The sequence below is a fragment of the Bacillus sp. M13(2017) genome, assembly GCF_002218325.1.
Taxonomy (GTDB): Bacteria; Bacillota; Bacilli; order Bacillales; family Bacillaceae_G; genus Bacillus_A; species Bacillus_A thuringiensis_K.
Map to the genome: position 1 here is coordinate 683,759 of NZ_KZ268500.1, position 26,165 is coordinate 709,923.

Genomic DNA, 26,165 nt, shown 5'->3' on the forward strand with positions numbered 1-26,165 from the left:
CTTTAATTTTGGTTAGAAATTCTTATAAATGTACATACATTCGTTTTTTTATAGGAAACACCTCTTTTTGTCTGAAAATAATGACAAATATATATAGAAGTTGTAAACTGAAGAAGTATTCATTTTTGAACCGGAAAGAGACAGGGGGGCTAAGCATGACGGCGATTCACCGAATGGAGATTCCTGTACCATTTGCAGTGGAAACTGTGAATGTGTTTTTAGTTGAGGGGGAGACATTAACATTAATTGATACAGGGACGAATACAGAAGAGGCAAGGAATGCGTTAGAAAGTCAATTAGGTGCATTAGGGCATACGATAGAAGAAATTGAAACAGTAGTCATTACGCATCATCATGCAGATCATTGTGGACTTTTAAATATATTTTCTGAGAAGACGAATATTATTGGACATCCTTGGAATGAGCCTTGGATTACACAAAATCCAGAATTTTTAAAGCGGTATCATGAATTTTTTAGAGAGACGGCCTTACAGTTTGGTGTGCCAGCAGCATTTTTGAAAGACGAGTCGTTATTGACGACGAGGACACTTAAATATTCTTGTAATAGATCGTTAACGCATACTGTCAGAGAAGGAGATCGTATTGATTCTTTGCCTGGATTTATAGTACTTGAAACACCAGGTCATGCTTCTACTCATATTTCTTTATATAGAGAATCTGATGGAATATTAATTGGTGGAGATGCTCTCATTAGTCATATTTCTTCGAATCCAATACTAGAACCGCCATATGAAGGGCAAACAGAGCGGGCACGCCCATTACTACAATATAATCAAACATTACAGCGTTTAAGCGAAATGAATATTTCACGCATTTTATCAGGGCATGGGGAAGATGTTCTAAATGTGAAACAACTTATTGAAACGAGATTACAAAAGCAAGAAACACGTGCTTTAAAAGTGCTTGAGTTATTAAAGGAAAAACCAATGACAGCATTTGAAGTATGTGTAAAACTATTTCCGGTATTATATAAAGAACAGTTACCACTTACTATTTCAGAAACGGTTGGACAATTGGACTATTTAGCATATAATCAACAAGTGATGATTGATGAGTCATCGCAACAATTGATTTATTATGCAAAGTAGGTGACAGCAATGACAGGACGTTTACAAAATAAAGTAATCGTCATTACAGGTGCTTCTAGTGGGATTGGTGAGCAAGTTGCAATGCAAGTTGCAGCACAGGGAGCGACTCCCGTATTAATGGCTCGAACAGAAGAGAAACTACAAGCGTTAGTAGACAAAATTAAAGAAACTTATAATACGCCTTGCTATTATTATGTATTAGATGTAAGTGAAGAGATAGAAGTACAGTCTGTTTTTTCAAAGGTATTACAAGAAGTAGGACGTATTGATATATTAGTAAACAACGCGGGATTTGGTATTTTTAAAACGTTTGAAGATGCGTCAATGGATGAAGTAAAAGATATGTTCCAAGTAAATGTATTTGGATTAGTAGCATGTACGAAAGCGGTACTACCTTATATGGTAAACAAGAACGAAGGACATATTCTTAATATTGCTTCACTTGCTGGAAAAATTGCAACTCCGAAATCGAGTGCTTATGCAGCAACGAAACATGCTGTATTAGGTTTTACGAATAGTTTACGCATGGAATTAGCGAATACACATATTTATGTTACAGCAATTAATCCAGGTCCGATAGATACAAACTTTTTTGAAATAGCGGATCAATCTGGTACATATGTAAAGAATATGGGACGTTACATGTTAAAACCAACATACGTAGCAGAACAAATCGTAAAGTCGATGCACACGAAAAAACGTGAAGTAAACTTACCGAAGTGGATGGGAATTGGCCCGAAACTTTATGCTTTATTCCCAGGTTTATTTGAACGTGTAGCAGGTAAATCATTAAGTAAAAAATAGGAGATTTCCACATGGAAATCTCCTATTTTTTATTGTTTTCCAGTCACATAATCATAAACAATATCCTCAATCTCCTCGTATAAATCAATTTCAATATTTGAATGAGTCACCGTTTGAATATGTTTCACTAGCATTTCCCGATCTTCTTTTGATATTGGACTGCATTGATATTGTTGAAAACTTTTTATAATCATTTTCTCAATTAATTTTTCGTTCATATTTTTTCCCGCCTGTATGTACGTATGTATTGTTTTATTGTACTTGAAGTGAAATAAAAAAACTACCATGCACTATTTGTGTATAAAAATTCGGGTGTGTATATTATTTTTCTAGTAAAATTAAGTTTTTTAAGTTTAAAAAATTTATAAATATTTAATTGACTCTATAAATATACAATATTATAATCATACTTAATTTAAAGAATCGATATGAGGAGGAACTTATGAAAGTCGCAATTATTGGAGCAACTGGGTATGGAGGTATTGAATTAATTCGGTTATTAGAGCAACATCCATATTTTTCGATAGCATCTCTTCATTCTTTTTCGCAAGTTGGCGAGTGTATAACAAATGTATATCCACACCTTCGAAATGTTCTCGTTCATACGTTACAAGAAATTGATGTGGAGACAATAGGGAAAGAAGCAGAAATTGTATTTCTAGCAACACCAGCAGGAGTATCGGCGGAGTTAACTCCCAAGTTATTAGCAGAAGGTTTAAAAGTAATTGACCTATCTGGAGACTTTCGTATGATAGATCCTTCGTCATATGAACTGTGGTATAAAAGGCCAGCAGCGAAAGAAGAAATTCTTAGAAAAGCAGTGTATGGGTTAAGTGAATGGAAAAGGTCTGAGATTCAAAATGCAAATTTAATTGCAAACCCAGGATGTTTTGCTACAGCCACATTGCTAGCGATAGCGCCGTTAGTACGTAGCGGCATGATTGAAGAAGATTCGATTATTATTGATGCGAAATCAGGGGTATCAGGAGCAGGAAAAACACCAACAACAATGACTCATTTTCCTGAGCTATACGATAACTTACATATCTATAAAGTAAACCAGCATCAGCACGTTCCAGAGATTGAGCAAATGCTTACAGAATGGAATAGTGAATTACAGCCAATTACATTTAGCACACATTTAATACCGATATCACGAGGAATCATGATTACACTTTATGCAAAAGTAAAACAAAAGATGGAAATAAAGCAACTTCAAAAATTGTATGAAGAAACGTATGAACAATCGCCTTTCATCCGAATTTGTACGCAAGGCAAATTTCCAAGTCCAAAGGAAGTGAGAGGCTCAAATTATTGTGATATTGGCATAGCTTACGATGAAAGAACAGAAAGAGTTACGGTCGTTTCTGTTATAGACAATATGATGAAAGGCGCGGCTGGGCAAGCGATGCAAAATGCAAACATAATAGCGGGACTAGAAGAGACAACAGGTTTACAACATATGCCGCTTTATCCATAAGGGGGACATGATGATTAAAGTAGCGTCTATTACAAAATTAGAAAATGGTTCAATTGTAACGCCGAAAGGCTTTTCGGCAATTGGTACTGCAAATGGTTTGAAAAAGGAGAAAAAGGATTTAGCTGCCATCGTTTGTGATGTACCAGCATCATGTGCCGCTGTGTATACAACGAATCAAATACAAGCAGCCCCCTTGCAAGTAACGAAGGATAGTATAACGGCTGAGGGGAAATTACAAGCTATTATCGTTAATAGTGGAAATGCAAATGCTTGTACAGGAATGAAAGGATTGCAAGATGCTTACGAGATGCGCGCATTAGGGGCAGAACATTTTGGGATGAAAGAAAACTACGTTGCAATAGCCTCAACAGGTGTAATTGGTGTTCCGCTGCCGATGGATATAATCCGAAAGGGAGTTGCAACTCTTATACCGACGAAGGAAGAAAGTGAATCATATTCTTTTTCGGAAGCAATTTTAACGACGGATCTTATAACGAAAGAAACTTGCTATGAAATGATTATTGATGGGAAGAAAGTGGCGATTGCTGGTGTTGCAAAAGGTTCAGGGATGATTCATCCGAATATGGCAACGATGCTTAGTTTTATTACGACAGATGCCAATATAGAACATGAAGAATTGCAAACAGCATTATCACAAATAACGAATCGTACATTTAATCAAATTACGGTAGATGGAGATACTTCTACGAATGACATGGTCATCGTTATGGCAAGTGGATTATCAGAAACAAGGCCGATAAATATGGAACATGCAGATTGGGAAACTTTCGTATTTGCTTTACAGAAGGTATGTGAAGATTTAGCGAAAAAAATCGCACAAGATGGTGAGGGCGCTACGAAGTTAATAGAAGTAAATGTGTTAGGAGCTCGAACGAATGAAGAGGCAAAGAAAATTGCAAAGAAAATAGTCGGTTCGAGTCTTGTGAAAACAGCAATACATGGTGAAGACCCAAACTGGGGGCGAATTATTAGCAGTATTGGACAAAGTGAAGTCACGATTAACCCAAATACAATTGATATTACTCTTCAATCTATTACGGTGCTGAAAAATAGTGAACCTCAAATGTTTTCTGAAGAGGAAATGGAAATGAAATTAAAAGAACATGAAATTATGATTGATGTGTATTTACATTTAGGAGAAGAGACAGGATCAGCTTGGGGCTGTGACTTAAGCTATGAATATGTGAAAATAAACGCTTGTTATCGTACATAAGGAGAGGGAAGATGAGCGATTATATTGTAGTGAAATGCGGCGGTAGTATGTTGGATCAATTAAATGATGTGTTTTTTGATTGTATAAAGAAATTACAGCAGAAGTATAAAGTAGTGATTGTCCATGGTGGTGGGCCAGAAATTGATGCCAAATTAAAAGATTGTAACATCAACGTAGAAAAAAGAGATGGATTACGCGTAACACCAAAAGAAGTTATGGATATTGTTCAAATGGTGCTATGCGGAAGTACGAATAAAAAACTCGTAATGAATTTACAAAAGCACAATTTACTTGCGGTAGGTTGTTCAGGGTGTGACGGCAATTTACTTCAAATTCAACCTGTCAACGAGGAGATAGGATATGTGGGAGAAGTAAGTTATGTCGAAACGTCCTTACTAAAAGGGGTAATGAATATGAATTATATTCCTGTTATTGCTCCAATCGGGGTAAATGGTAATGAAATTTATAACATAAATGCGGACAATGCTGCAGCTGGGATTGCGGCCGCGTTAGGGGCAAAAGAGCTTGTTTTTATTACGGATGTAGATGGAATATTACATGAAGGGAATTTGGTAAAGGAAACGGATGAATCTGAAATTGCTACTTTTATAGAAACAGGTGTTATTACAGGTGGGATGATTCCGAAAGTACAGGCGGCACTAGCATCATTAAAAATGGGAGTGCAAAAGATAAGTATTGTGAATGGTACAAAAGATTTTACTGAGGTTACGGGAGAGTGTATTGGAACGACGGTAACGAAAGGTGTGAGTATTGTATGACGAGTCATCTTTTTCAAACGTATGGCAAAAGAACTATTGAGTTTGTAAAGGGAACTGGAACGAAAGTTATTGATAATAAAGGTAAGCAATATTTAGATTTTACATCAGGAATTGGCGTATGTAATTTAGGACATTGTCACCCTACTGTTTTCAAAAGTGTACAAGAGCAACTTGATGATATATGGCATATATCTAACCTGTTTACAAACAGCTTACAAGAAGAAGTTGCGTCATTATTAACAGAAAATAGAGCATTAGATTATGTGTTTTTCTGTAATAGTGGGGCAGAGGCAAATGAAGCGGCTTTAAAGTTAGCACGTAAGCATACTGGAAAATCTCTCGTCGTAACATGCCAGCAGTCTTTTCACGGTAGAACATTTGGAACGATGAGTGCAACGGGCCAAGATAAGGTAAAAGAAGGATTTGGTCCATTACTTCCATCTTTTTTACATATCCCTTTTAACGATATTAAAGCATTAGAGGAAGTAATGAATGAAGAAGTTGCGGCGGTAATGGTAGAAGTTGTTCAAGGAGAGGGAGGAGTAATACCTGCTGATCTATCTTTTTTGAAAGAGATTGAAATATTATGTAATAAGTTCGGTTCCTTATTTATTATAGACGAAGTTCAAACGGGGATAGGAAGAACTGGAACACTATTCGCTTATGAACAAGTACGAATAGAGCCTGATATCGTTACCGTTGCAAAGGCACTTGGGAATGGGATTCCTGTCGGAGCAATGATTGGCCGGAAAGAACTTGGAACATCGTTTCCTGCAGGATCACACGGTTCAACGTTTGGTGGAAATTATATTGCAATGGCTGCAGCGAAAGAAGTATTGCAAATAACTAAGAAACCATCGTTTTTAAAAGAAGTAAAGGAAAAGGGCGAGTACGTATTACAGAAGTTGCAAGAGGAATTACGACATGTCGAATGTATTCAAAATATACGTGGTAAGGGGCTTATGATTGGAATTGAGTGTACGCATGAGGTTTCAAGTTTTATAGAACAACTAGAGAAAGAAGGGCTTCTTGTATTACAAGCAGGACCTAATGTTATAAGACTATTACCACCACTCATTATAACGAATGAAGAGTTAGAACAGGCAGTATATATGATAAAAAAAGTAGTTTGTACAAAAAACGTATCAATTATATAAGGGGGAAGTTCCATGTCAACTGTACAAGTACCAAAATTAAATACGAAAGATCTTTTAACATTAGAAGAATTGACGCAAGAAGAAATCATTTCATTAATTGAGTTCGCTATATATTTAAAAAAGAATAAGCAAGAGCCTTTATTACAAGGCAAAATATTAGGGCTTATTTTTGATAAGCATTCAACTCGTACTCGTGTATCTTTTGAAGCGGGAATGGTACAACTCGGGGGACATGGTATGTTTTTAAGTGGGAAAGAGATGCAAATGGGAAGAGGAGAAACCGTTTCAGATACTGCGAAAGTATTATCACAGTATATTGACGGGATCATGATACGTACATTCTCACACGCGGATGTAGAAGAGCTTGCAAAAGAATCGAGTATTCCTGTTATTAACGGTTTAACGGATGATCATCATCCTTGTCAAGCATTGGCAGACCTCATGACGATATATGAAGAAACAAATACATTTAAAGGAATAAAATTGGCTTACGTAGGTGACGGAAATAATGTATGTCATTCATTGTTGCTAGCGAGTGCAAAAGTCGGAATGCATATGACTGTTGCAACGCCTGTAGGATATGAACCGAATGAAGAGATTGTAAAAAAAGCGTTAGCGATTGCCAAGGAAACAGGAGCTGAAATTGAAGTTTTGCATGATCCTGAATTAGCGGTGAATGAAGCAGATTTCATTTATACTGACGTTTGGATGAGCATGGGGCAAGAGGGCGAAAAAGAGAAATATACTTTATTTCAACCTTACCAAATCAATGACGAACTTGTTAAGCATGCGAAGCAAACATATCGTTTCTTACACTGTTTACCTGCCCATCGTGAAGAAGAAGTAACAGGAGAAATTATAGATGGACCACAGTCTATCGTCTTTGAGCAAGCTGGTAATCGATTGCATGCTCAAAAAGCGTTATTAGTGAGTTTATTTAAAAATGTAGAAGAGCCTTCCTAAAAGGGAGGTTTTTTTATATTAAAATGTTGGATGTATATTTGGTTAACCATTTTGATATCATTTATAATAAAAGAGAAAACTAAATTTGTTGTTCAGAGTGTGTAAGGACATACTACATATAAAAATATAGTTAAAGAGATGATGAGGGTGAAAACAACTAAGAAAACATATTCGTTTTTTCAGCGGATGTGGAGAATATTAAAGTTTCAATATTATAAGTTGCTTCGATCGCCAGAAGGCGCAAAGAAAGTATCGTTAGGGTTTGCTATAGGATTCGGCTTAGAAATGTTAGTCATTTATACGGCATCGCTCGTATATGTAATATTTTATCCAATCGTCAGGTTAGCAAAGGGATCTTTTCCTGCGGCAGTTATTGGCAATATTATTGGGAAGATATCGTTTCTCCCAGTATTTTTATTTCCGCTTGCGTATGCGCTAGGAAAAATGATTTATCCATTTCATGTACAGAAAATTCAACATGAACCATTTACGATATCGGACTTGTTTTCAAGTCACATTTTTACGATATTAAAGAGCTTATTACAAAGTGAAGTGTATGTATTAATTGGAATGACGATTTTAGGAGTTGGGTTTGGTCTCATTTCATATTTCGTTGTGCATTATTTATACGAAAAGAACCGTAAGTTACGTTTGAAGAAAAGGAAGAAACGAGTGAGAGAACCACTTGTACAATTATAAACAATGTCACATTCATTTTCTCCTTTGAATATGTTTAAGAAAAAGGAGGAGAGGATAATGTATTATTATTACGTACCTCAAGTATATCCATATGTAAGTTATTATCCGGTTTATGATACGAGTAGACAATACGAATTATATCGGCAACAACAATTACAGCAATTATCACAAATACCACAATTATCAACACAACAGCCTACGCAGGAAAAAAAACCATATTTAACAACATGGCCATATTCCAATGTATACTATGGTAACTATTACGAATCATAAAGCTGCTTCTATTTAGAAGCAGCTTTATACGTTTGTTTTCAAAATTAAATTTTGAATGGTTTGAAGAGAATGAATGAGCTTTTCGCGCTCTTCCTCAGATAATGTTTGGAAATTTTCTTTTAGTTTGTCTAAAATGAATTGCTGATACTGATTTACTAATAATTTCCCTTCAGCTGTTAAGGAAATTAAAATGACCCGTCGATCTTTTTCGCTATAATGACGCTCTATTAGTTCTTCTTGAATAAGTTTGTTTAATAGAGGTGTCATGTTAGGCCGTGAAATCGCTAGCCGCTTGCCGATTTCGGAAACTGCTAATGTGCCGTTTTCATGCAAAAGCAGTAATACTTGTGTATGTGATGGCGGCATATGTCTTTGAGAAGAAAATTCTCCAGGAAGCATAAATTTGCGATAAAAAAGAGGCACTAGCGAAAGAAGATGATCAACAATACGTTCCCACTCGCGTGATTCCATATAAAGGCCCCCTTCCACTATCATTGTAACAAAAAAGACATGTTATAAAAATAGAATTGTTTCATGGTCGCTTTAATATTTGTAGGATAACACTTGCTTTGTAAATGTATTGGCAATAATCGCATAGCCGTTATCATTTGGGTGTACTTGGTCAAATAATAACTCTTTTTTATCATTCGATATTAATTTGCGAATTGGTAAAACGATAGATGGTTGATTTGCTTTGGAAATGGAATAAACAGATTCATTCCAGCCATCTAAAAACATATCTGCATAACTTGCGATGGAGTCATCGAGTTGTAACGGATTATAGAGTTCTGAGAGAATGAGTAAAGCGTCCGGATTTTGATCTCGAACTGTCTTTACAATACTTTTTATATCTGCTTCAAAATGGGCTTTTTCTTTATTTAACATTTTTATACCATCTATAACACCAACATCACGATTTAAACGAAATAAATTATTTCCTCCAATATTAATTGTAATTATATTTGCTGCTCTAATTTTTTCCTTTACATCTTCTGATTGAACTTTTTTAGCGAGACGATCTGTTGTAAGACCGTTTACCCCAAGGTTTTCTACTGTAATTGGTTTATGAATTTGTGCTTCTATTTGCTTAGAAGCTAATTCAGCAAACCCACCTTGTGTCGATCCATATCCTTTAGCGAGTGAATCACCTAATACAAGATGATAAAAAGATTCGTTTGTTTGCTTATCAATCCAATTTGGGGCAGATGTTTTTTCTGTTTTTTCTTCAGATTCATTTTGTTTTGTCTCGTCGTTCTTTTCAAAATAAGAATAAGAAATGATCAGAAGGAGGAGACAAACAATTGTTAAGATGACTTTTTTCATAAATTCATCCTCCTTGTAATTGGTAATTGTATCATATTCAGCAGTATTAGCAATGTAAGGGCATATTATATGTTTATGAAAAGTTTATAATAACTTTACAGAAAATTTGTTGAAGTTTGTCAAAAAATATTGACGATAGGAAAGAACTTTATATATGATAATGTCAGATAAGGTGAAACTTTAATTAGTGGGAGCTTTATTTCCTATTAATTGTTAGTCATCATCAATCGGGCGTTTAAGGGGACTACTCGTTAGCGCAGGGTGAAATGAAAATTGTGTCTCTAATAGAAGAAAAAAGGTATGTGGTTAGAGACAGATAGGGATTCATTTCATTATTTCTGGTAATTGTATAAGGGGGATTTTTTGTGAAAAAGTCAAAAAAAATGCTAGCTGGAGCAACTCTTGCGATTGGTGTTATAGCACCGCAAGTAATGCCAGCAACAGCTCATGCAGATGAGAACACTGGGGAGAGTACAGTTAACTTACGAATTCTAGAAACATCAGATATTCACGTTAACTTAATGAATTACGATTATTATCAAACGAAAACAGATAATAAAGTAGGTCTCGTACAAACGGCAACACTCGTTAATAAAGCACGTGAAGAAGCGAAAAACTCTGTCCTATTTGATGATGGGGATGCATTACAAGGGACACCGCTTGGAGATTATGTAGCGAATAAAATAAAAGATCCGAAGAATCGTGTGGATCCTAGTTATACACATCCATTATATCGTTTAATGAATTTAATGAAGTATGACGTCATCTCTCTTGGGAATCATGAATTTAACTACGGTTTAGATTACCTAAACAAAGTGATTGAAAAAACGGATTTCCCGGTTATTAACTCGAATGTCTATATAGATGACCATGATGGTAATGATGAGAATGACGAGCATTACTTTGATAGACCATATCATATTTTAGAGAAAGAAGTAGTGGATGAAGCAGGCCAAAAACAAATAGTGAAAATTGGTGTAATGGGATTTGTTCCACCACAAATTATGAATTGGGATAAAGCGAATTTAGAAGGAAAAGTAAAGGCAAAAGATATTGTGCAAACAGCGAAAAAATTAGTTCCGGAAATGAAGGCGCAAGGTGCGGATATTATAGTTGCACTAGCGCATTCAGGTGTTGATAAGAGTGGATACAACGAAGGAATGGAAAATGCATCGTTTTATTTAGCAAAACAAGTTCCTGGCGTAGATGCAGTATTAATGGGACATTCACATACCGAAGTGAAGGATGTATTTAATGGTGTTCCAGTTGTAATGCCTGGTGTTTTTGGTAGTAACTTAGGTATTATTGATATGCAATTGAAAAAGGTAAACGGAAAATGGGAAGTGCAAAAAGATCAGTCTAAGCCGCAACTTCGTCCGATTGCTGATAGTAAAGGTAATCCATTAGTAGAATCTGATCAAAAACTAGTTAATGAAATTAAAGATGATCATCAAGCGACAATCGATTATGTGAATACAGCTGTAGGTAAAACAACTGCACCAATTAATAGTTATTTTTCATTAGTACAAGATGATCCTTCCGTACAAATTGTGACAAATGCGCAAAAATGGTATGTAGAACAAGAACTTAAAAAACCAGAGTATGAAAAGATTAAAGATATTCCGGTTTTATCTGCAGGTGCACCATTTAAAGCAGGTGGCCGAAACGGTGCAACATATTATACTGATATTCCAGCTGGAACGTTAGCGATTAAAAACGTTGCAGATTTATACGTATATCCAAATACGTTATATGCTGTAAAAGTAAATGGGGCACAAGTGAAAGAATGGCTTGAAATGTCTGCAGGTCAGTTTAATCAAATTGATCCAAAGAAAACAGAAGAACAGCCGTTAGTAAATATAGGCTATCCTACATATAACTTCGATATTTTAGATGGCTTAAAATACGAAATTGATGTAACACAACCGGCGAAATACGATAAAGATGGAAAAGTTGTAAATGCAAATACGAATCGTATTGTAAATATGACATATGAAGGTAAGCCAGTAGCTGATGATCAAAAGTTCATCGTTGCTACAAATAATTATCGCGGTAGCAGTAAAACGTTCCCTGGTGTAAGTAAAGGAGAAGTTATTTACCAATCGCAAGATGAAACACGTCAAATTATTGTGAAGTATATGCAAGAAACACCAGTTATTAATCCAGCAGCTGATCAAAATTGGACGTTTAAACCGATTGTTGCAGATAAATTAAATACAACATTTGATTCTTCACCAAATGCACAAAAGTATATAAAGGCAGATGGAAAGATTTCATATGTTGGACCATCTGAAAATGAATTTGCTAAATATGCAATTGATATAACGAAGAAGAATGATGATAAAGAAACTGGTGAAGGAAATCCAACAACACCACCAAAAGGTGATGGAGAAAACCCAACAACACCGCCAACAGGTAATGAAGAAAAACCAACACCACCAACAGAAGAAGGTAATAATGGTAATGAACCAAAGCAAGATGGAAACACTACTGGATCTGGACAAACTACAACAGATGATCAAAATACAAAAGAAACAACAACTGTAAGTGAAAATAAAGAAGCTGAAAAAGATGAACGTGATTTACCGAAAACAGGTGCAAGTATTGCTTCTACAATTGGAGCTGGTCTTGCGTTTGTTGGAGCGGGATTACTTATGTTATTTAGAAGAAAGAAAGCGAATAGATAGTCGAGAAATATAAAAAGGATTACCGATTTGGTAATCCTTTTTGTTATATTATGAAACTGGTACTGCTTTTTCTTTTTTCCATGAAAGACCGAATCCAGTAAAGCCGACGATAATGGTTACGACTGGACAAGCTAAACAGAAGATTGCGTATGGCAGGTAATCGAATGTTGGAACGCTAAGAACGTTTGTTAAGAATACGCCACTGACACCCCATGGTACGAGTGGGTTAATTACTGTACCAGCATCTTCTAATACTCGTGATAAATTACGACGTTCTAAACCGACTTCATCGTATTTATTAGCAAATGCTTGTCCTGTTAAAACGATGGATAAGTACTGCTCACCAAGTAAGAAGTTTACACCAATTGCAGTTGAAGCAGTAGAAATAATTAAGCGTGTACTAGTTTTTACGAAGCTAGAGATAATATTCATCAGCTGCGCTATAATACCCATTCCTTGTAATAATCCTCCCATACAAAGAGCTAGGAAAATAAGAGCAATTGACATCATCATACTTTGCAGGCCACCGCGAGATAATAAGCTGTCAATGTCTTTGATACCAGTTTTAGAAACGTAACCGTCTTGCATAATTTTTATTAAATCAGCTAAAGAAGTGCTAGGTTTAAAAATAAAGAGAATAATAATCCCTACCACAATTCCTGCAAGTAATGTTGGAACTGCGGGTACCTTTTTAAATGCGAATAGGAACAGTAATAAAATAGGAATCAGTGTAACGATAGAAATCGTTGCATTTTTTTCTAGTGTGTTAATAAATGCTGAGAAATCAACGTTTCCACCAGATCCGCTTCCTAAAATGAAAAATGCGATAAAAGCAATAATGAAAGCTGGAACTGTTGTCCAAAGCATGTTACGAATATGTTCAAATAAATCTACACCCGTTACAGCAGGCGCTAAGTTTGTTGTATCAGATAAAGGAGACATTTTATCTCCGAAGAATGCACCAGAAATAATTGCACCAGCAATAAGAGCTGGATCGTATCCAAGGGCAGTACCCATTCCCATAAAGGCAAGTCCTACAGTTGCAGCAGTTGTAAAAGCACTACCGATACTCGTTCCAACAATTGCACAAACAACAAAAACAGTTGGAACGAAAATTTTTGGAGATACAAGTTGGAAGCCGTATACCATTAAAGTCGGAATAGTTCCAGCTGCGATCCAAACGCTAATTAATACACCTACAAGTAAGAAAATAAATATAGATGGAATACCAGCTGAAATACTACTAATCATCCCTTTCTCCATAGTAGACCAAGAGATTTTCTTTAAGAATCCAAATGCTAATAAAAGAACGATACCAAATAAAATTGGGATGTGTGGTGAAACTTCTAATTGAATAACACTAAAACCAATACAGAAAAAGATAAAAATTGTTAAAAGAACAGACTCAATTTTTGAAACCATTGTTTTCCCCTCCTAAGTAATGTGAAATAGCTCTTTTTTATATAAAATTCGCCAATATTGTATATTTCCTTCTAAAATTTAGAATTTTGTGACAAATTACCGGTAATTGTTAGTTCTTCTATATGATGCGGAAATGATTGGATAAAAAAACGTCCCTGCATATAATTATGCAGGGACGAAGAAATCGCGGTACCACCCTAGCTTGTGAAATGAATGTATCACAAAATAAAGGGTCATATGATATGCGCTTATAAAATAAAAAACGCCCCTGCAATATATGCAGGGACGAAAAATTCGCGGTACCACCCTAAATTGTGAAACAGTGTCGTTTCACCACTCTTTAGACATAACGGTCTATAACCGTCTTTCACTACTCCTCACGTTTCGTAAAAGAAGCTCCAGGGGGTAATTCATAATTCGCTCTGTACTGGTTCGCACCGACCACCAGCTCTCTGAAATCAGAAATCGAAATACTACTAAATCCTATCAACGCCGATTCATATGATGTTAGTTAAATTTTTATCATATTTTCATCTTACATGTCAATAAAAATATTAAATGTTTTTTTAGGGAAATAAAGGATAATTGTTTTAAAGCTCTAATTTTGTACGTTATAATGAATTTGAAAGGGGAGGAAAGAGTGAAGAAAAAAATAATTCTTTTTACCACCTTACTAGTCGTTGGCGGAAGTGCTGGAATTTACACAGCTTTTGCGGCTGAATCACAGCAGTTGAAACAAAAGCAAATACAACAGTCAGAAGTGAAGAAAGTAAAAGAAATAGAAGAGAAGAAATCAATGGAAAAAGCAGCAGAGAAACTAGGAGTTTCTACTGAGGGGAAAACAAAAGAAGAGGTTACGAAAGAAGTAAATACCGCTAGGTTTGAGAAGCGTCATGATTTATTAATTGAGCACGCTAAGCAACTTGGAATTGATACAGAGGGGAAAAAAGATGAAGAAATTATTTTAGAAATTGGAAAGATACAGCATGGAAAGTAGAACAACTTATCGTATGATAAGTTGTTCTTTTTTAAGAACTATTTGATTTTAAAATAATTGACAGTCATTCGGATTTAATGTTAACTATATTTATAAATAAGTTAACATTAGGGGTGGCAATTGTGACAATAAAAAGTAAAACGATTGAAAAATCATCTTATACATATGAAGAATTAGCAGAGAAAAATAAAGCTTACGTATGGCACCCATTTACACAAATGAAAGATTATTTAGAAGAAGATCCTGTCATTATTGAACGTGGAGAGGGAAGAAAGCTATACGATGTAAATGGTAATGAATATTGGGATGGTGTTTCATCTATATGGTTAAATGTTCACGGACATCAAGTACCGGAATTAGATGAAGCAATTCGTGAGCAATTAAATAAAATTGCTCATTCTACTATGTTAGGACTTGCTAACGTTCCATCTATTTTATTAGCAGAAAAAATTATTGAGGTTGTACCAGATGGATTGAAGAAGGTATTCTATTCTGATTCAGGTTCTACGGCTGTTGAAATTGCAATTAAGATGGCTTTCCAATATTGGCAGCATAAAGGGAAACCAAAGAAACAAAGATTCGTTACATTAAAAGAAGCATATCACGGTGATACAATTGGAGCTGTTTCGGTAGGAGCAATAGACTTGTTTCACCAAGTGTATAGTTCGCTCTTATTTGATGCGATTAAAATGCCGTATCCATATACATATCGTTCTCCTTACGGAAATAATAAGGAGGAAATTGTAAAAAGCCATTTAGAAGAAATGGAAGAATTGTTGAAAGAAAAGCATGAAGAAGTAGCTGCCATCATTGTAGAGCCATTAATGCAAGGTGCTGGCGGGATGATTACAATGCCAAAAGGATATTTAAAAGGACTGCGCGATTTATGTACTAAGTACAATGTATTATTTATTACAGATGAGGTAGCGACTGGATTTGGGCGTACAGGGAAAATGTTTGCGTGTGAACATGAAAATGTGACGCCAGACATTTTAACTGCTGGGAAAGGTTTAACAGGTGGATATTTACCAATTGCAGTTACGGTAACGACAGATGAAATATATAATACCTTCTTAGGAGAATATGAAGAACAAAAAACATTTTTTCATGGACATAGCTACACAGGCAATCCGTTAGGGTGTGCGGTAGCAATCGCGAATCTAGAACTATATGAAAAAACAAATTTAATAGAAGAAGTGGCACGTAAAACGGATTATGTGGCAGCGCAATTAGAAAAGCTCTTTGCGTATAAACATGTAGGTGATATTCGTCAGTGCGGATTAATGGTTGGTATTGAGCTTGTGAAGAATAAGGAAACGAAAGAAGCGTTTGACTGGACAGAGAGGATCGGTGTTCAAGTATGTAAACGCTCAAGAGAGCTGGGTATGATTTTACGACCGCTAGGTAACACGATTGTATTTATGCCGCCACTTGCTTCTACTTTTGAAGAGATTGATGATATGTTACGCATTTTATATAAGGCAATCTCGGATGTTACGGAGGGAGAATAATGAGTGGTTTTTTCATAACAGCAACGGATACTGAAGTTGGAAAAACAGTAGTTGCAGGTGCTATAGCAGGTGTATTTAGAGAATTAGGATATAACGTAGGGGTGTATAAACCGTTACAAAGTGGGCATGTTGCATCAAACCCTGAGGGAGATGCAGCAAGGTTAAAAGCATTATCAGGTGTACCGACACAAGAAAATGAAATTTGCCCTTATTCTATTGAAGAACCACTTGCTCCGAGACTTGCCATGAAAAGAGCTGGAAGAGTAGTAAAGTTAAAAGAAATTACTGATTACTATAATGAACTATTAAAAGAGTTTAATAGCTTATTTGTAGAAGGAGCAGGTGGGCTTGCTGTCCCATATACAGAAGATGCTTTAGTAATTGATTTTGCAAAAGAATTACAGTTGCCTCTTATTGTAGTAGCTCGTCCTACATTAGGAACAGTAAATCATACAGTGTTAACGATTGCTTACGCAAAGGCGCATGGCTTAACCGTAGCGGGTGTCATTTTATCAGGTTGCAAAGAATGTGAAATGGAAAGAGTGCAAGAAAATAAAGAAATGATTGAAGAGCTGAGCGGGGTACCAGTTTTAGGATTATTACCATTCTTTGAAGGTGAGTTTACGAAAGAAGAAGTATTAGAATCTGCAAAAGAACATATTATGATTTCAAAATTAGAGGAGTTTATCCAAAATGAATCAAAATTGGCGGGCGCACCTTCAATCTAAATTACAACAATTACATGAGCAAGGGCAGTATCGTGATTTGCATGTAACAGAGAAGGCAGAAGAGACTTGGCTTATTCGAGATAAAAAAAGGATGTTAAATTTAGCGTCAAATAATTATTTAGGGTTAGCTGGAGATGAAAGGTTAAAAGAAGCTGCTATTGCCTGTACAAAAAGATATGGAACTGGAGCGACTGCCTCTCGTCTCGTTGTAGGAAATCATCCATTATATGAAGAGGTTGAGAGAAGCATATGTGACTGGAAAGGTACTAAAAGAGCTTTAATTGTAAATAGTGGGTATACGGCAAATATAGGTGCCATATCTTCTTTAGCCTCTCGGCACGATATTGTTTTTAGTGATAAGTTAAATCACGCAAGTATTGTTGATGGAATCATATTAAGCGGGGCAGAGCATAAAAGGTATCGTCATAATGATTTGGATCATTTAGAGAAGCTGTTGAAAATGGCTTCGCCTGAAAAAAGGAAATTAATCGTAACAGATACCGTTTTTAGTATGGATGGTGATACTGCGTATTTGAGAGATTTAGTACAGCTGAAAGAGAAATACGGGGCAATCATTATAGTCGATGAAGCACATGCGAGTGGAATATATGGAATCGGCGGAGCTGGGTTATCTCATATAGAAAAAAAACTTGCTCAAAAAATTGATATACATATGGGGACGTTTAGCAAGGCTTTAGGGTGTTATGGTGCGTATTTGACAGGCGATGAAATTTATATAGAGTATTTACAAAATATGATGAGAAGCTTTATTTTTACTACGGCTTTACCACCAAGTACGTTAGGAGCAGTGCAAAAAGCAATTGAAATTGTAAAAGAAGATAACGAAAGAAGAGAGAACCTTATAGCAAACGGAGAATACTTCAGAACTAAATTAAGGGATGCTGGTTTTGATATTGGGAATAGTTCAACTCATATTGTACCGATTGTAGTCGGTTCAAATGAACATGCTTTACGATTTAGTAAAAGGTTGCAAGAGGCAGGGATTGCGGCCATTGCAATTCGTCCGCCAACTGTGCCGGTTCATAGTTCTCGAATTCGCTTTGCAGTTACATCGCAACATACAATAGCTGATTTAAAATGGGCTATTGACCGAATTATTCACATTGCGAAAGAAGAGGAGATTTTCGTATGAACGAGCTAAAGATTATTTTTATCCCCGGATGGGGAATGGAAGAGAATATTTGGGATTTAGTACTTCCGTATTTTAAAGGATATCCTGTTGAATGCATAGATTGGCGTAATGTGAAAGAACGAAGTGAATTTACGGAACGAATTATAGATGTAGCGCATAACGACAACGTAATTTTAGTTGGATGGTCACTAGGAGCGTTAACAGCAGTTGAAGCTTATAAAAAGATTGAGGCAAAAGGTATCGTATTAATTGGTGGGACCGCTAAATTTACAAATACGAGCGACTATAGTAATGGATGGAATGCTTTGCATGTAGAACGGCTGAAAAGGAATTTGGCGAGAAGGAAAGAAGATACGCTCAAGCGGTTTTATGAAAATATGTTTACGAAAGATGAGCTAAAAGAGAACAAAAACTTTGAGGACATTGTAGAACATTTTAAAGGTGATTCTATTCAGTCTTTACAACTAGGTTTGGATTATTTAATAGAAACAGATATGAGAGAAGAACTAAAAGAAATTAAAGTACCTATACTACTTATCCACGGAGAACAGGATGTAATATGCCCATTGTCTGCGGCACGTAGTATGACGGAGAATAGCAGCAGCGAGCTGAAAGTAGTAAGTGAAGCAGGGCATGCATTATGTGTAACGAATTTTGAATATTGCGCAAATGAGATAATTCAATTTGTAGAGGGGATACGACATGATCAACAAAACGTTACTACAAAAACGGTTTAATGGGGCAGCCGTATCTTACGATCGATATGCAAATGTACAAAAAAAGATGGCACATTCATTACTTTCAATCTTAAAGGAACGATATAGTGAAACGGCACCGATACGTATTTTAGAACTGGGGTGCGGGACGGGTTATGTAACAGAGCAATTATCAAAGTTATTTCCGAAAGCACATATTACAGCAGTTGATTTTGCTGAAAGTATGATTGCGATTGCGCAAACTAGACAAAATGTAAAAAATGTAACGTTTCACTGTGAAGATATTGAGCGATTACGATTAGAAGAATCATATGATGTCATTATTTCAAATGCTACATTTCAATGGTTAAATAATTTACAACAAGTGTTAAGAAATTTATTTCAACATTTGTCTATAGATGGGATATTACTCTTTTCAACGTTTGGACATGAAACATTTCAAGAATTGCATGCTTCGTTCCAACGTGCGAAAGAAGAAAGAAATATAAAAAATGAAACATCGATTGGTCAACGTTTTTATTCAAAAGATCAGTTGCTTCATATATGCAAGATAGAAACAGGGGAGGTGCATGTTTCTGAAACATGTTACATAGAGAGTTTTACAGAAGTTAAGGAGTTTCTGCATTCTATTCGAAAAGTAGGAGCAACTAATAGCAATGAAGGATCATATTGTCAAAGTCCCTCACTCTTTCGTGCGATGCTACGCATATACGAAAGAGACTTCACGGGAAATGAAGGGATAATGGCAACGTATCATGCTTTATTTATGCATATAACAAAAGAGGGGAAGAGATGAAATGAAACAAGTGCAAACAAAAAAGGATTGGAAAAAACTAGCATACGACGTAGTGGAAGAGAAGATGATTACGAAAGAAGATGCAATAGCGATATTAGAAGCTGATGATACAGAAGTTTTAGAAATTATGAATGCAGCTTACATTATTCGCCATCATCATTTTGGTAAGAAAGTAAAATTGAATATGATTATTAATACGAAATCTGGATTATGTCCTGAAGATTGTGGATATTGCTCACAGTCTATTATTTCAGAAGCACCGATTGATAAATATGCATGGTTAACGCAGGAGAAGATTGTAGAAGGGGCACATGAAGCAATACGCCGTAAAGCAGGTACATATTGTATTGTAGCGTCTGGTCGTCGTCCGACGGATAAAGAGGTAAATCACGTAATTGGAGCAGTTAAGGAAATTCGTGAAACGACAGACTTGAAGATTTGTTGTTGTTTAGGTTTCTTAAATGAAGATCAAGCAGGACGTTTAGCGGAAGCAGGCGTGCATCGTTATAACCACAACTTAAATACACATGCAAATAATTACGATAGTATTTGTTCAACTCATACGTACGATGATCGTGTTGATACAGTTCAAAAAGCAAAACAAGCTGGTATTTCACCATGCTCTGGAGCGATTTTTGGCATGGGAGAAACAATTGAAGAGCGTGCTGAAATTGCATTTGAATTACAACGTATAGATGCAGATTCTATCCCTTGTAATTTCCTTGTTGCTGTAAAGGGGACACCTCTTGAAGGGCAAAAAGAGTTAACACCAGTAGAATGTTTAAAAGTACTGGCAATGATGCGTTTTGTAAACCCAACAAAAGAAATTCGTATTTCAGGAGGACGTGAAATCAATTTACGTTCTGTACAGCCAATCGGTTTATTTGCAGCAAATTCTATTTTTGTCGGGGACTACTTAACGACAGCTGGACAAGAGCCGAATGCGGACTGGGGTATGATTGCAGATTTAGGATTTGAGATTGAAGAATGTGCATTATAGGATAGATGAAAAAGCAAACTTGTAAAAGGGTTTGCTTTTTTTGTAAATAAAATGTAATAAATAGTTGTAAACGCTTGATGCTATTGGTTTTTGAACGAAAAAAAGAATTTTTGTGGACGAATTTTCCAAGCCCTAGTTGTACATAGTAAATATGTAATTTATATTGGGTTGGAGGATTTTACATGTACAAATACATATTAGCGATTATGACTTGTTTAATTTTAATAAAAGCAATAAGTTCTGATCCAGTTAAGGCTGCTGAAAATCCTGAACAAAAAGAGATGCAACAAAGAATCGAACAACACTTTCGAACGAAAGCTGAACATTTTGGATTGAAAACGGAAGGAAAAGATTTAAAGGAAGTTAGAAAAGAAATTACTATTATAGAAGAAGCGAAAAAAAGAGAGAATGTATGGAGAACAGCACAAGCTCTTCATATAAAAACAGAAGGAAAAACGATGAATGAATTAATAAAAGATGTACAAAAAAAGGTAAAAAAATAAAAAGAGGCCGCAGCCTCTTTTTTTATGCCCATTGTTTTGATAAGTGAGCCATTTCAATTGCAGCAACAGCTGATTCATATCCTTTATTACCAGCTTTCGTACCTGCGCGTTCAATCGCTTGTTCAATTGTTTCTGTCGTTAATACGCCGAAAATAACTGGGATGTCCATTTGTAGTGATAATGACGCAACACCTTTTGCTACTTCATTACAAACGTAATCGTAGTGAGTTGTAGCACCTCGGATTACAGTACCTAATGTAATAACAGCATCATACTTTCCGCTACTAGCCATCTTTTTAGCGATTAAAGGAATCTCAAATGCACCAGGAACCCAAGCAACATCAATATCATTTTCTTCTACACCGTGACGCTTTAATCCGTCTAAAGCGCCGCCAAGTAACTTACTTGTAATAAATTCGTTAAAACGTCCAACAACAACTCCAACTTTTAATCCTGTACCAACTAAATGACCTTCGAATACCATAATAAATCTCTCCTTTAATTATAAGTTTAGTAAGTGTCCTAATTTGTTTACTTTCGTTTGTAAATACGATTTATTCTCTTCTTTTGCCGGCATTTGCAACGGTACACGCTCGACTACTTCTAAATCGTAACCTTGTAAGCCAGCAATTTTTCTTGGGTTATTCGTTAATAATCGTAAACTTTGTAAACCTAAATCTTTTAATATTTGAGCACCGATACCGTAATCACGAAGATCAGCAGGGAAGCCGAGTTTTTCATTTGCTTCTACAGTATCGAATCCTTCTTCTTGTAATTTATAAGCACGAAGCTTATTAAGAAGCCCAATGCCTCTTCCTTCTTGTCTCATATAAAGAAGAACACCTTTTCCTTCACGCTCAATTTGAGCAAGTGCTGCATGGAGTTGTGGTCCGCAATCGCAGCGATGTGAACCGAATACATCTCCTGTTAAGCATTCAGAATGAACACGTACAAGTACCGGTTCACCTGTTGAAATATCACCTTTTACAAGTGCGATATGTTCTTTCGTATCTAATGAGTTAGAATAGCCAATTGCGTGGAAAGTACCGAAATCTGTAGGTAATGTAATTTCCACTTCTCTCGTCACAAGTGTTTCATGATGGCGGCGGTAAGCAATTAAATCTTCTATTGTAATCATTTTTATATCAAATTGTTTTGCGCATTCTATTAAATCAGGTACACGTGCCATCGTGCCGTCCTCATTTATAATCTCGCAAATAACTCCAGCTGGTTCGGCACCGCATAGCTTTGCTAAATCAACAGCAGCTTCTGTATGACCTGCACGACGCAGGACACCGCCTTCTTTCGCAATTAATGGAAAGATATGTCCAGGTCGATTGAAATCAGTGCCTTTTGATGCAGGGTTTAACAATTCTTGTATCGTAGTTGCACGTTCGTGAGCGCTAATCCCTGTTGTTGTAGAAACATGGTCAATGCTCACTGTAAACGCAGTATGATGTGAATCTGTATTATGAGATACCATTGGTTCTAATTGTAGACGTTCTGCGTACCCTGCTGTAATCGGTACACAAACGAGACCACGGCCATGTGTAATCATAAAATTAATTGTTTCTGGTGTAATGTACTCTGCTAAAGCAATAAAATCGCCTTCATTTTCTCGGTTTTCATCATCACATACGATAACGACTTTACCTTGTTTTAAATCTTCTAGAGCTTCTTCAATACGATGAAACATTGTTCTTCCCCCTTATAGAAATCCGTTTTCTTGTAAAAAGCTTTCAGTCATTGAACCTACTCGTTTTGTAGGTTTAGTAATAAAGCGTTCGATATATTTACCAATCATGTCACACTCAATGTTTACGATATCTCCGGCATTTTTTTCTCCAATGACAGACTCGCTTACTGTGTGCGGGATGAGTGAAATCGTTATGGAAGATTCGTCTATATCAAATATCGTTAAACTCGTTCCATCAACAGCAATGGACCCTTTCTGCAAACAATAGTGCAGCAGTTCATCAGAAATTGCTATTTTGTAATAGACGGCATTGTAATGTTGTTTTTTATTTAAAATCGTTCCGATGCCATCAATATGTCCTGAAACGAAATGTCCACCGAATCGTCCGTTTGCAGCCATTGCTCGCTCTAAATTTACTTTAGAGTGCGGTTTAAGCATGCGAAGTGATGTCGACTGCATCGTTTCAGGCATTGCATCAACTGTAAATGAAGTAGTTGTAAAGCTTGTTACAGTTAAGCAAATACCGTTAACCGCGATACTATCACCTAAGTGAACATCTGATAAAATTTTCTTTGCATGAATCGTTAATTTCATCGCTTCTCCGCTTTGTTGCATGTTTGCTATCGTTCCTAATTCTTCTACAATTCCTGTAAACATTTCGTCACCTCGTTTCGGGCATTCGCAACGATTTTTATATCATCACCAATTTGTTTCATCTCTTGAATTTTCAAGGAAAGCGCATCTTGTAATTTTGAAAAACCATTTCCTCCAAATAAAGTAGGAGCATCTTTCCCACCAATTAATTTCGGGCTTATATAGGTTACAATTTCATTAAAATTATTTGTTTTTAAGAAACTTGCATGAATTGATTGGCCACCTTCAACGAATAGAGAAAGAATTTGTTTCTCTCCAAGAAAGGAAAGAAGGTCCTCGATTTCTATATACTTCGTTTCCATTTGGAATATAGCTATATTTTTAGATTCATAAGAAGATATCTTCGCTTTCTTTACATCCTTACCGACAATAATCCATGTCGGTGCTAAACCATCTGTTATAACATGAGAAGATGGTGGCGTTCGTAAATGGGTATCTAAAACAACGCGAATAGGATGTTTCCCACCATTTGGAATTCTTGTTGTTAAATGAGGATTATCAGCTATAACTGTATTCACTCCAACAAGAATTGCATCATGTGTATGGCGATATTGGTGAACATCAGCACGTGCTTCTTCACCTGTAATCCACTTACTTTCACCAGTTACAGTTGCTATTTTTCCATCTAAGCTCATTGCTGTTTTGATTGTTACAAAAGGGCGTTTCGTTTTCATGTAGTGAAAAAAGTAGCGATTTAATAAAAGCGCTTCTGCTTCAAGAATACCGGTAGTTACTTCAATTCTAGCTTCCTCTAATCTTCTTTTTCCGTTACCAGAAACGAGCGGATTACAATCGAGAGTAGCAATTACAACACGCTTAACTCCTTTTTCAATGAGCAATTCACAGCAAGGTGGTGTTTTTCCAAAGTGGCTACACGGTTCCAGTGTTACATAAACGGTAGCGTCTTTGGCGTTCTGACCAGCCATTTGAAGGGCATGAACTTCTGCGTGTTCTTCACCAGCTCGTAAATGAGCGCCCATACCAACGATGTTTCCATCTTTTACAACAACAGCACCAACCATAGGATTCGGACTTGTTTGTCCTGATGTCCCTTCTGCTAACTGCAGGGCAATCCTCATATATTCTTGATCTGTCATTTTCTTCACCTCTCCTAAAAAAATCAAAAAACCCCAAGGATTTAATATCCTTGGGGTTTGGGAGACGTGATTTCTAGAAATATAGTTTGAATACGAAAGCATAGGAAAGAAACCTAACGATAATTGATATTTCTGCATAAGGAAAAAACCTAGCAAAATATCGAATTTTTAAACGCTAGTTGTCTCTTTTTATTTCAGTATAAAAAATAAGTATAGAAAATTAAACATATATAAAGAATCAAAATGAATCTTTAAAAATATGCATACTGAAATAAAAGTGTATTCACTATATAAAAAACTAGAAACATATCCTTCTCCCATCCAGACTATACTGTCGGCCCTAGAGTTTCACTAGATCCACCGTTTTCGAGTTGAAAACGGGTCACGGACTTAGAAGTTTTCACTTCATCACCGCCGGTTGGGAATTTCACCCGACCCCGAAGGATGCTGTTTGCTCAAATTATAGCACAAAAAAAATAAAAGGCTAGTAAAAAATATTCGAATGTGAAGAATTGTGTGAAAATATATGCAGGCTGGAATGGAAATAAAAGTATTAGAAATGTTGTAAGGAGAAGAGATATAACGGAGTTGCTAAAAAGAAAAAACATGCACAAAAAAATGTGCATGTCACATGTAAAATTATTCTGCCTCTGGTGCTCTAACAACAGACTCGAATTTACCTTTATGCGAAGCGTCGCAATAAGGCATATTTTTTGATAAACCACAACGGCATAAAGAAAATGCCGGTTTTGCTGGGAATACATTCCCTTGTGAGTCGACTAATTCCACGTCCCCTGTAACGCGAAAAGAGCCATTATCATTTACTTTAATTTGTACTTTTGCCAACGTTATCCCTCCTTCCCAAACGCTTAATTTCATCATATAATCAAGGGAAGTGCTTGGCAATATAAAGTGAAACTTTAATTAGTGGGGAAGGCATCCCCCACTAATTATTAGTTGAACCAATCGGGCTTTTAGGGGCAGTTAATCTCCCACCTAACTTCTTTGTTTCAGCCGAATTTTGAGGTGAGAGTTTTACTGCCCGCAAATAGCGGGGAAAAAAGAGCACTTTGTTTGAGAAAGAAGAGAGTGTTATAATAGTTTTCATAACTGACTAGAGTAAGGTGACGAGAGATGGATAAACAATTACATACATTACGAAATATTGCAAATGAGCGCACGTGGGCATCATTTTTGAATGATAATCATCCATATAGTTTGTTACATTGGTCCATTGCAGGTGTAGGGCAAGAGGCAAAGGATGTTTGGTTACTTCAAGATGAAGTAACATTTCAAACGACAGAATTCCCAACGTTAGATGATGCAATGCACTGGATTTCTGAAAATATGGAACAAGTTACAGACGTTTTAGCGCAATAAAAAA

At 36.1% G+C, this 26,165-nt stretch carries 28 protein-coding genes, 1 riboswitch and 1 other annotated feature; of the genes, 19 read left to right on the forward strand and 9 right to left on the reverse strand.

Translation table 11 applies throughout. The annotated features are described in order from the left end of the window. The first annotated feature begins 155 nt into the window (after positions 1 to 155). Positions 156 to 1,109, forward strand: coding sequence for an MBL fold metallo-hydrolase (locus CGQ22_RS03970; RefSeq protein WP_089148292.1), 954 nt, complete (start codon positions 156 to 158; stop codon positions 1,107 to 1,109). 9 nt (positions 1,110 to 1,118) lie between these two features. Beyond that, positions 1,119 to 1,913 (forward strand): SDR family NAD(P)-dependent oxidoreductase, encoded by a 795-nt coding sequence (locus CGQ22_RS03975; RefSeq protein ID WP_089148293.1) that lies wholly within the window; start codon positions 1,119 to 1,121, stop codon positions 1,911 to 1,913. A gap of 29 nt (positions 1,914 to 1,942) precedes the next feature. Here the strand turns inward: CGQ22_RS03975 and CGQ22_RS03980 are convergent, their stop codons facing one another. Then, positions 1,943 to 2,131 (reverse strand): YqzH family protein, encoded by a 189-nt coding sequence (locus tag CGQ22_RS03980; protein ID WP_001003225.1) that lies wholly within the window; start codon positions 2,129 to 2,131, stop codon positions 1,943 to 1,945. 224 nt (positions 2,132 to 2,355) lie between these two features. On the opposite strand from CGQ22_RS03980, the gene argC reads away from it, so the two are divergent. The 7 genes from argC to CGQ22_RS04015 all read left to right on the forward strand — a co-directional run bounded on the left by argC (position 2,356) and on the right by CGQ22_RS04015 (position 8,498). Next, positions 2,356 to 3,393: an N-acetyl-gamma-glutamyl-phosphate reductase gene (argC, locus tag CGQ22_RS03985; protein WP_089148294.1), complete on the forward strand. Its 1,038-nt coding sequence runs from the start codon at positions 2,356 to 2,358 to the stop codon at positions 3,391 to 3,393. Positions 3,394 to 3,403: 10 nt separating this feature from the next. After that, positions 3,404 to 4,627 (forward strand): bifunctional glutamate N-acetyltransferase/amino-acid acetyltransferase ArgJ, encoded by a 1,224-nt coding sequence (argJ, locus tag CGQ22_RS03990; RefSeq protein WP_139032791.1) that lies wholly within the window; start codon positions 3,404 to 3,406, stop codon positions 4,625 to 4,627. 11 nt (positions 4,628 to 4,638) lie between these two features. Further along, the gene (gene argB / locus CGQ22_RS03995) at positions 4,639 to 5,406 is read left to right on the forward strand and encodes an acetylglutamate kinase (protein WP_001286778.1); all 768 of its coding nucleotides are present in this window, start codon (positions 4,639 to 4,641) and stop codon (positions 5,404 to 5,406) included. Further along, entirely contained in the window at positions 5,403 to 6,563 is a 1,161-nt protein-coding gene (locus CGQ22_RS04000; protein ID WP_089148296.1) for an acetylornithine transaminase, read from the forward strand. The genes argB and CGQ22_RS04000 overlap by 4 nt, the downstream gene beginning before the upstream one ends. Positions 6,564 to 6,575: 12 nt before the next feature. Next, positions 6,576 to 7,526, forward strand: a complete 951-nt coding sequence (gene argF, locus CGQ22_RS04005; RefSeq protein ID WP_000108892.1) for an ornithine carbamoyltransferase — start codon at positions 6,576 to 6,578, stop codon at positions 7,524 to 7,526. Positions 7,527 to 7,664: 138 nt separating this feature from the next. Next, positions 7,665 to 8,225, forward strand: coding sequence for a DUF2062 domain-containing protein (locus CGQ22_RS04010; protein WP_033672806.1), 561 nt, complete (start codon positions 7,665 to 7,667; stop codon positions 8,223 to 8,225). Positions 8,226 to 8,282: 57 nt separating this feature from the next. Next, the gene (locus tag CGQ22_RS04015; RefSeq protein WP_089148297.1) at positions 8,283 to 8,498 is read left to right on the forward strand and encodes a hypothetical protein; all 216 of its coding nucleotides are present in this window, start codon (positions 8,283 to 8,285) and stop codon (positions 8,496 to 8,498) included. A gap of 24 nt (positions 8,499 to 8,522) precedes the next feature. Here CGQ22_RS04015 and CGQ22_RS04020 read toward each other — a convergent pair whose 3' ends face one another. Together CGQ22_RS04020 and CGQ22_RS04025 are read right to left on the reverse strand one after the other, a co-directional pair. Continuing rightward, positions 8,523 to 8,969: a MarR family winged helix-turn-helix transcriptional regulator gene (locus CGQ22_RS04020; RefSeq protein ID WP_000445819.1), complete on the reverse strand. Its 447-nt coding sequence runs from the start codon at positions 8,967 to 8,969 to the stop codon at positions 8,523 to 8,525. Positions 8,970 to 9,041: 72 nt separating this feature from the next. Next, complete coding sequence (locus CGQ22_RS04025) at positions 9,042 to 9,821, reverse strand: GDSL-type esterase/lipase family protein (RefSeq protein ID WP_000755850.1); 780 nt, start codon at positions 9,819 to 9,821, stop codon at positions 9,042 to 9,044. A 365-nt stretch (positions 9,822 to 10,186) separates the two neighbouring features. Between CGQ22_RS04025 and cpdB the strand changes: the two genes are divergently transcribed. Continuing rightward, entirely contained in the window at positions 10,187 to 12,508 is a 2,322-nt protein-coding gene (gene cpdB, locus CGQ22_RS04030; protein WP_089148298.1) for a bifunctional 2',3'-cyclic-nucleotide 2'-phosphodiesterase/3'-nucleotidase, read from the forward strand. Between the two features lie 48 nt (positions 12,509 to 12,556). Here cpdB and nhaC read toward each other — a convergent pair whose 3' ends face one another. After that, the gene (nhaC, locus tag CGQ22_RS04035) at positions 12,557 to 13,930 is read right to left on the reverse strand and encodes a Na+/H+ antiporter NhaC (protein WP_000253730.1); all 1,374 of its coding nucleotides are present in this window, start codon (positions 13,928 to 13,930) and stop codon (positions 12,557 to 12,559) included. Positions 13,931 to 14,208: 278 nt separating this feature from the next. Continuing rightward, positions 14,209 to 14,429: a binding site (T-box leader), on the reverse strand. 141 nt (positions 14,430 to 14,570) lie between these two features. On the opposite strand from nhaC, the gene CGQ22_RS04045 reads away from it, so the two are divergent. The 8 genes from CGQ22_RS04045 to CGQ22_RS04080 all read left to right on the forward strand — a co-directional run bounded on the left by CGQ22_RS04045 (position 14,571) and on the right by CGQ22_RS04080 (position 21,334). Next, a complete protein-coding gene (locus CGQ22_RS04045; protein WP_000726909.1) occupies positions 14,571 to 14,927 on the forward strand; it encodes a hypothetical protein in 357 nt (118 codons plus the stop codon). Positions 14,928 to 15,004: 77 nt separating this feature from the next. Then, positions 15,005 to 16,438, forward strand: a complete 1,434-nt coding sequence (bioA, locus tag CGQ22_RS04050) for an adenosylmethionine--8-amino-7-oxononanoate transaminase (RefSeq protein ID WP_002164169.1) — start codon at positions 15,005 to 15,007, stop codon at positions 16,436 to 16,438. Then, entirely contained in the window at positions 16,438 to 17,166 is a 729-nt protein-coding gene (gene bioD / locus CGQ22_RS04055) for a dethiobiotin synthase (protein WP_000012471.1), read from the forward strand. Before bioA ends, bioD begins: the two co-directional genes overlap by 1 nt. Beyond that, positions 17,132 to 18,319, forward strand: coding sequence for an 8-amino-7-oxononanoate synthase (gene bioF / locus CGQ22_RS04060; protein ID WP_001075422.1), 1,188 nt, complete (start codon positions 17,132 to 17,134; stop codon positions 18,317 to 18,319). Before bioD ends, bioF begins: the two co-directional genes overlap by 35 nt. Further along, the gene (locus CGQ22_RS04065) at positions 18,316 to 19,056 is read left to right on the forward strand and encodes an alpha/beta fold hydrolase (RefSeq protein WP_001004162.1); all 741 of its coding nucleotides are present in this window, start codon (positions 18,316 to 18,318) and stop codon (positions 19,054 to 19,056) included. The genes bioF and CGQ22_RS04065 overlap by 4 nt, the downstream gene beginning before the upstream one ends. Continuing rightward, a complete protein-coding gene (gene bioC, locus CGQ22_RS04070) occupies positions 19,022 to 19,831 on the forward strand; it encodes a malonyl-ACP O-methyltransferase BioC (protein WP_000608901.1) in 810 nt (269 codons plus the stop codon). The genes CGQ22_RS04065 and bioC overlap by 35 nt, the downstream gene beginning before the upstream one ends. Before the next feature lies 1 nt (position 19,832). Continuing rightward, positions 19,833 to 20,831: a biotin synthase gene (bioB, locus tag CGQ22_RS04075; protein WP_089148299.1), complete on the forward strand. Its 999-nt coding sequence runs from the start codon at positions 19,833 to 19,835 to the stop codon at positions 20,829 to 20,831. A gap of 182 nt (positions 20,832 to 21,013) precedes the next feature. Further along, complete coding sequence (locus CGQ22_RS04080) at positions 21,014 to 21,334, forward strand: hypothetical protein (protein ID WP_000280032.1); 321 nt, start codon at positions 21,014 to 21,016, stop codon at positions 21,332 to 21,334. A gap of 22 nt (positions 21,335 to 21,356) precedes the next feature. On the opposite strand, the gene ribH is transcribed toward CGQ22_RS04080, so the two are convergent. From ribH to CGQ22_RS04105, 5 genes are all read right to left on the reverse strand, one after another. Continuing rightward, the gene (ribH, locus tag CGQ22_RS04085; RefSeq protein ID WP_000230895.1) at positions 21,357 to 21,818 is read right to left on the reverse strand and encodes a 6,7-dimethyl-8-ribityllumazine synthase; all 462 of its coding nucleotides are present in this window, start codon (positions 21,816 to 21,818) and stop codon (positions 21,357 to 21,359) included. A gap of 18 nt (positions 21,819 to 21,836) precedes the next feature. After that, entirely contained in the window at positions 21,837 to 23,030 is a 1,194-nt protein-coding gene (ribBA, locus tag CGQ22_RS04090) for a bifunctional 3,4-dihydroxy-2-butanone 4-phosphate synthase/GTP cyclohydrolase II (RefSeq protein ID WP_000468985.1), read from the reverse strand. Positions 23,031 to 23,042: 12 nt separating this feature from the next. Continuing rightward, entirely contained in the window at positions 23,043 to 23,687 is a 645-nt protein-coding gene (ribE, locus tag CGQ22_RS04095; protein WP_000493906.1) for a riboflavin synthase subunit alpha, read from the reverse strand. Next, the gene (ribD, locus tag CGQ22_RS04100; protein ID WP_000131982.1) at positions 23,669 to 24,781 is read right to left on the reverse strand and encodes a bifunctional diaminohydroxyphosphoribosylaminopyrimidine deaminase/5-amino-6-(5-phosphoribosylamino)uracil reductase RibD; all 1,113 of its coding nucleotides are present in this window, start codon (positions 24,779 to 24,781) and stop codon (positions 23,669 to 23,671) included. Before ribD ends, ribE begins: the two co-directional genes overlap by 19 nt. A 305-nt stretch (positions 24,782 to 25,086) precedes the next feature. After that, a riboswitch (FMN riboswitch) is annotated at positions 25,087 to 25,230 on the reverse strand. Between the two features lie 190 nt (positions 25,231 to 25,420). After that, positions 25,421 to 25,627, reverse strand: a complete 207-nt coding sequence (locus CGQ22_RS04105) for a CDGSH iron-sulfur domain-containing protein (RefSeq protein WP_001151582.1) — start codon at positions 25,625 to 25,627, stop codon at positions 25,421 to 25,423. 288 nt (positions 25,628 to 25,915) lie between these two features. On the opposite strand from CGQ22_RS04105, the gene CGQ22_RS04115 reads away from it, so the two are divergent. Continuing rightward, on the forward strand, positions 25,916 to 26,161 hold the full coding sequence (locus CGQ22_RS04115) for a DUF2552 family protein (RefSeq protein WP_089148300.1): 246 nt from the start codon (positions 25,916 to 25,918) through the stop codon (positions 26,159 to 26,161). The last annotated feature ends 4 nt before the right edge of the window (positions 26,162 to 26,165 follow it).

Excerpts from the sequence above, each read along its gene's own strand:
- argB (WP_001286778.1), top strand. The coding sequence starts at position 4,639 with ATGAGCGATTATATTGTAGTGAAATGCGGCGGTAGTATGTTGGATCAA.
- CGQ22_RS04020 (WP_000445819.1), bottom strand. The coding sequence starts at position 8,969 with ATGGAATCACGCGAGTGGGAACGTATTGTTGATCATCTTCTTTCGCTA.
- ribH (WP_000230895.1), bottom strand. The coding sequence starts at position 21,818 with ATGGTATTCGAAGGTCATTTAGTTGGTACAGGATTAAAAGTTGGAGTT.
- ribBA (WP_000468985.1), bottom strand. The coding sequence starts at position 23,030 with ATGTTTCATCGTATTGAAGAAGCTCTAGAAGATTTAAAACAAGGTAAA.
- CGQ22_RS03970 (WP_089148292.1), top strand. The coding sequence starts at position 156 with ATGACGGCGATTCACCGAATGGAGATTCCTGTACCATTTGCAGTGGAA.
- ribE (WP_000493906.1), bottom strand. The coding sequence starts at position 23,687 with ATGTTTACAGGAATTGTAGAAGAATTAGGAACGATAGCAAACATGCAA.
- bioA (WP_002164169.1), top strand. The coding sequence starts at position 15,005 with ATGTTAACTATATTTATAAATAAGTTAACATTAGGGGTGGCAATTGTG.
- bioD (WP_000012471.1), top strand. The coding sequence starts at position 16,438 with ATGAGTGGTTTTTTCATAACAGCAACGGATACTGAAGTTGGAAAAACA.
- CGQ22_RS04065 (WP_001004162.1), top strand. The coding sequence starts at position 18,316 with ATGAACGAGCTAAAGATTATTTTTATCCCCGGATGGGGAATGGAAGAG.
- argJ (WP_139032791.1), top strand. The coding sequence starts at position 3,404 with ATGATTAAAGTAGCGTCTATTACAAAATTAGAAAATGGTTCAATTGTA.
- argC (WP_089148294.1), top strand. The coding sequence starts at position 2,356 with ATGAAAGTCGCAATTATTGGAGCAACTGGGTATGGAGGTATTGAATTA.
- bioC (WP_000608901.1), top strand. The coding sequence starts at position 19,022 with ATGATCAACAAAACGTTACTACAAAAACGGTTTAATGGGGCAGCCGTA.
- CGQ22_RS04025 (WP_000755850.1), bottom strand. The coding sequence starts at position 9,821 with ATGAAAAAAGTCATCTTAACAATTGTTTGTCTCCTCCTTCTGATCATT.
- argF (WP_000108892.1), top strand. The coding sequence starts at position 6,576 with ATGTCAACTGTACAAGTACCAAAATTAAATACGAAAGATCTTTTAACA.
- CGQ22_RS03980 (WP_001003225.1), bottom strand. The coding sequence starts at position 2,131 with ATGAACGAAAAATTAATTGAGAAAATGATTATAAAAAGTTTTCAACAA.
- CGQ22_RS04115 (WP_089148300.1), top strand. The coding sequence starts at position 25,916 with ATGGATAAACAATTACATACATTACGAAATATTGCAAATGAGCGCACG.
- ribD (WP_000131982.1), bottom strand. The coding sequence starts at position 24,781 with ATGACAGATCAAGAATATATGAGGATTGCCCTGCAGTTAGCAGAAGGG.
- CGQ22_RS04010 (WP_033672806.1), top strand. The coding sequence starts at position 7,665 with ATGATGAGGGTGAAAACAACTAAGAAAACATATTCGTTTTTTCAGCGG.
- bioF (WP_001075422.1), top strand. The coding sequence starts at position 17,132 with ATGAATCAAAATTGGCGGGCGCACCTTCAATCTAAATTACAACAATTA.
- CGQ22_RS03975 (WP_089148293.1), top strand. The coding sequence starts at position 1,119 with ATGACAGGACGTTTACAAAATAAAGTAATCGTCATTACAGGTGCTTCT.
- CGQ22_RS04015 (WP_089148297.1), top strand. The coding sequence starts at position 8,283 with ATGTATTATTATTACGTACCTCAAGTATATCCATATGTAAGTTATTAT.
- CGQ22_RS04080 (WP_000280032.1), top strand. The coding sequence starts at position 21,014 with ATGTACAAATACATATTAGCGATTATGACTTGTTTAATTTTAATAAAA.
- bioB (WP_089148299.1), top strand. The coding sequence starts at position 19,833 with ATGAAACAAGTGCAAACAAAAAAGGATTGGAAAAAACTAGCATACGAC.
- CGQ22_RS04000 (WP_089148296.1), top strand. The coding sequence starts at position 5,403 with ATGACGAGTCATCTTTTTCAAACGTATGGCAAAAGAACTATTGAGTTT.
- nhaC (WP_000253730.1), bottom strand. The coding sequence starts at position 13,930 with ATGGTTTCAAAAATTGAGTCTGTTCTTTTAACAATTTTTATCTTTTTC.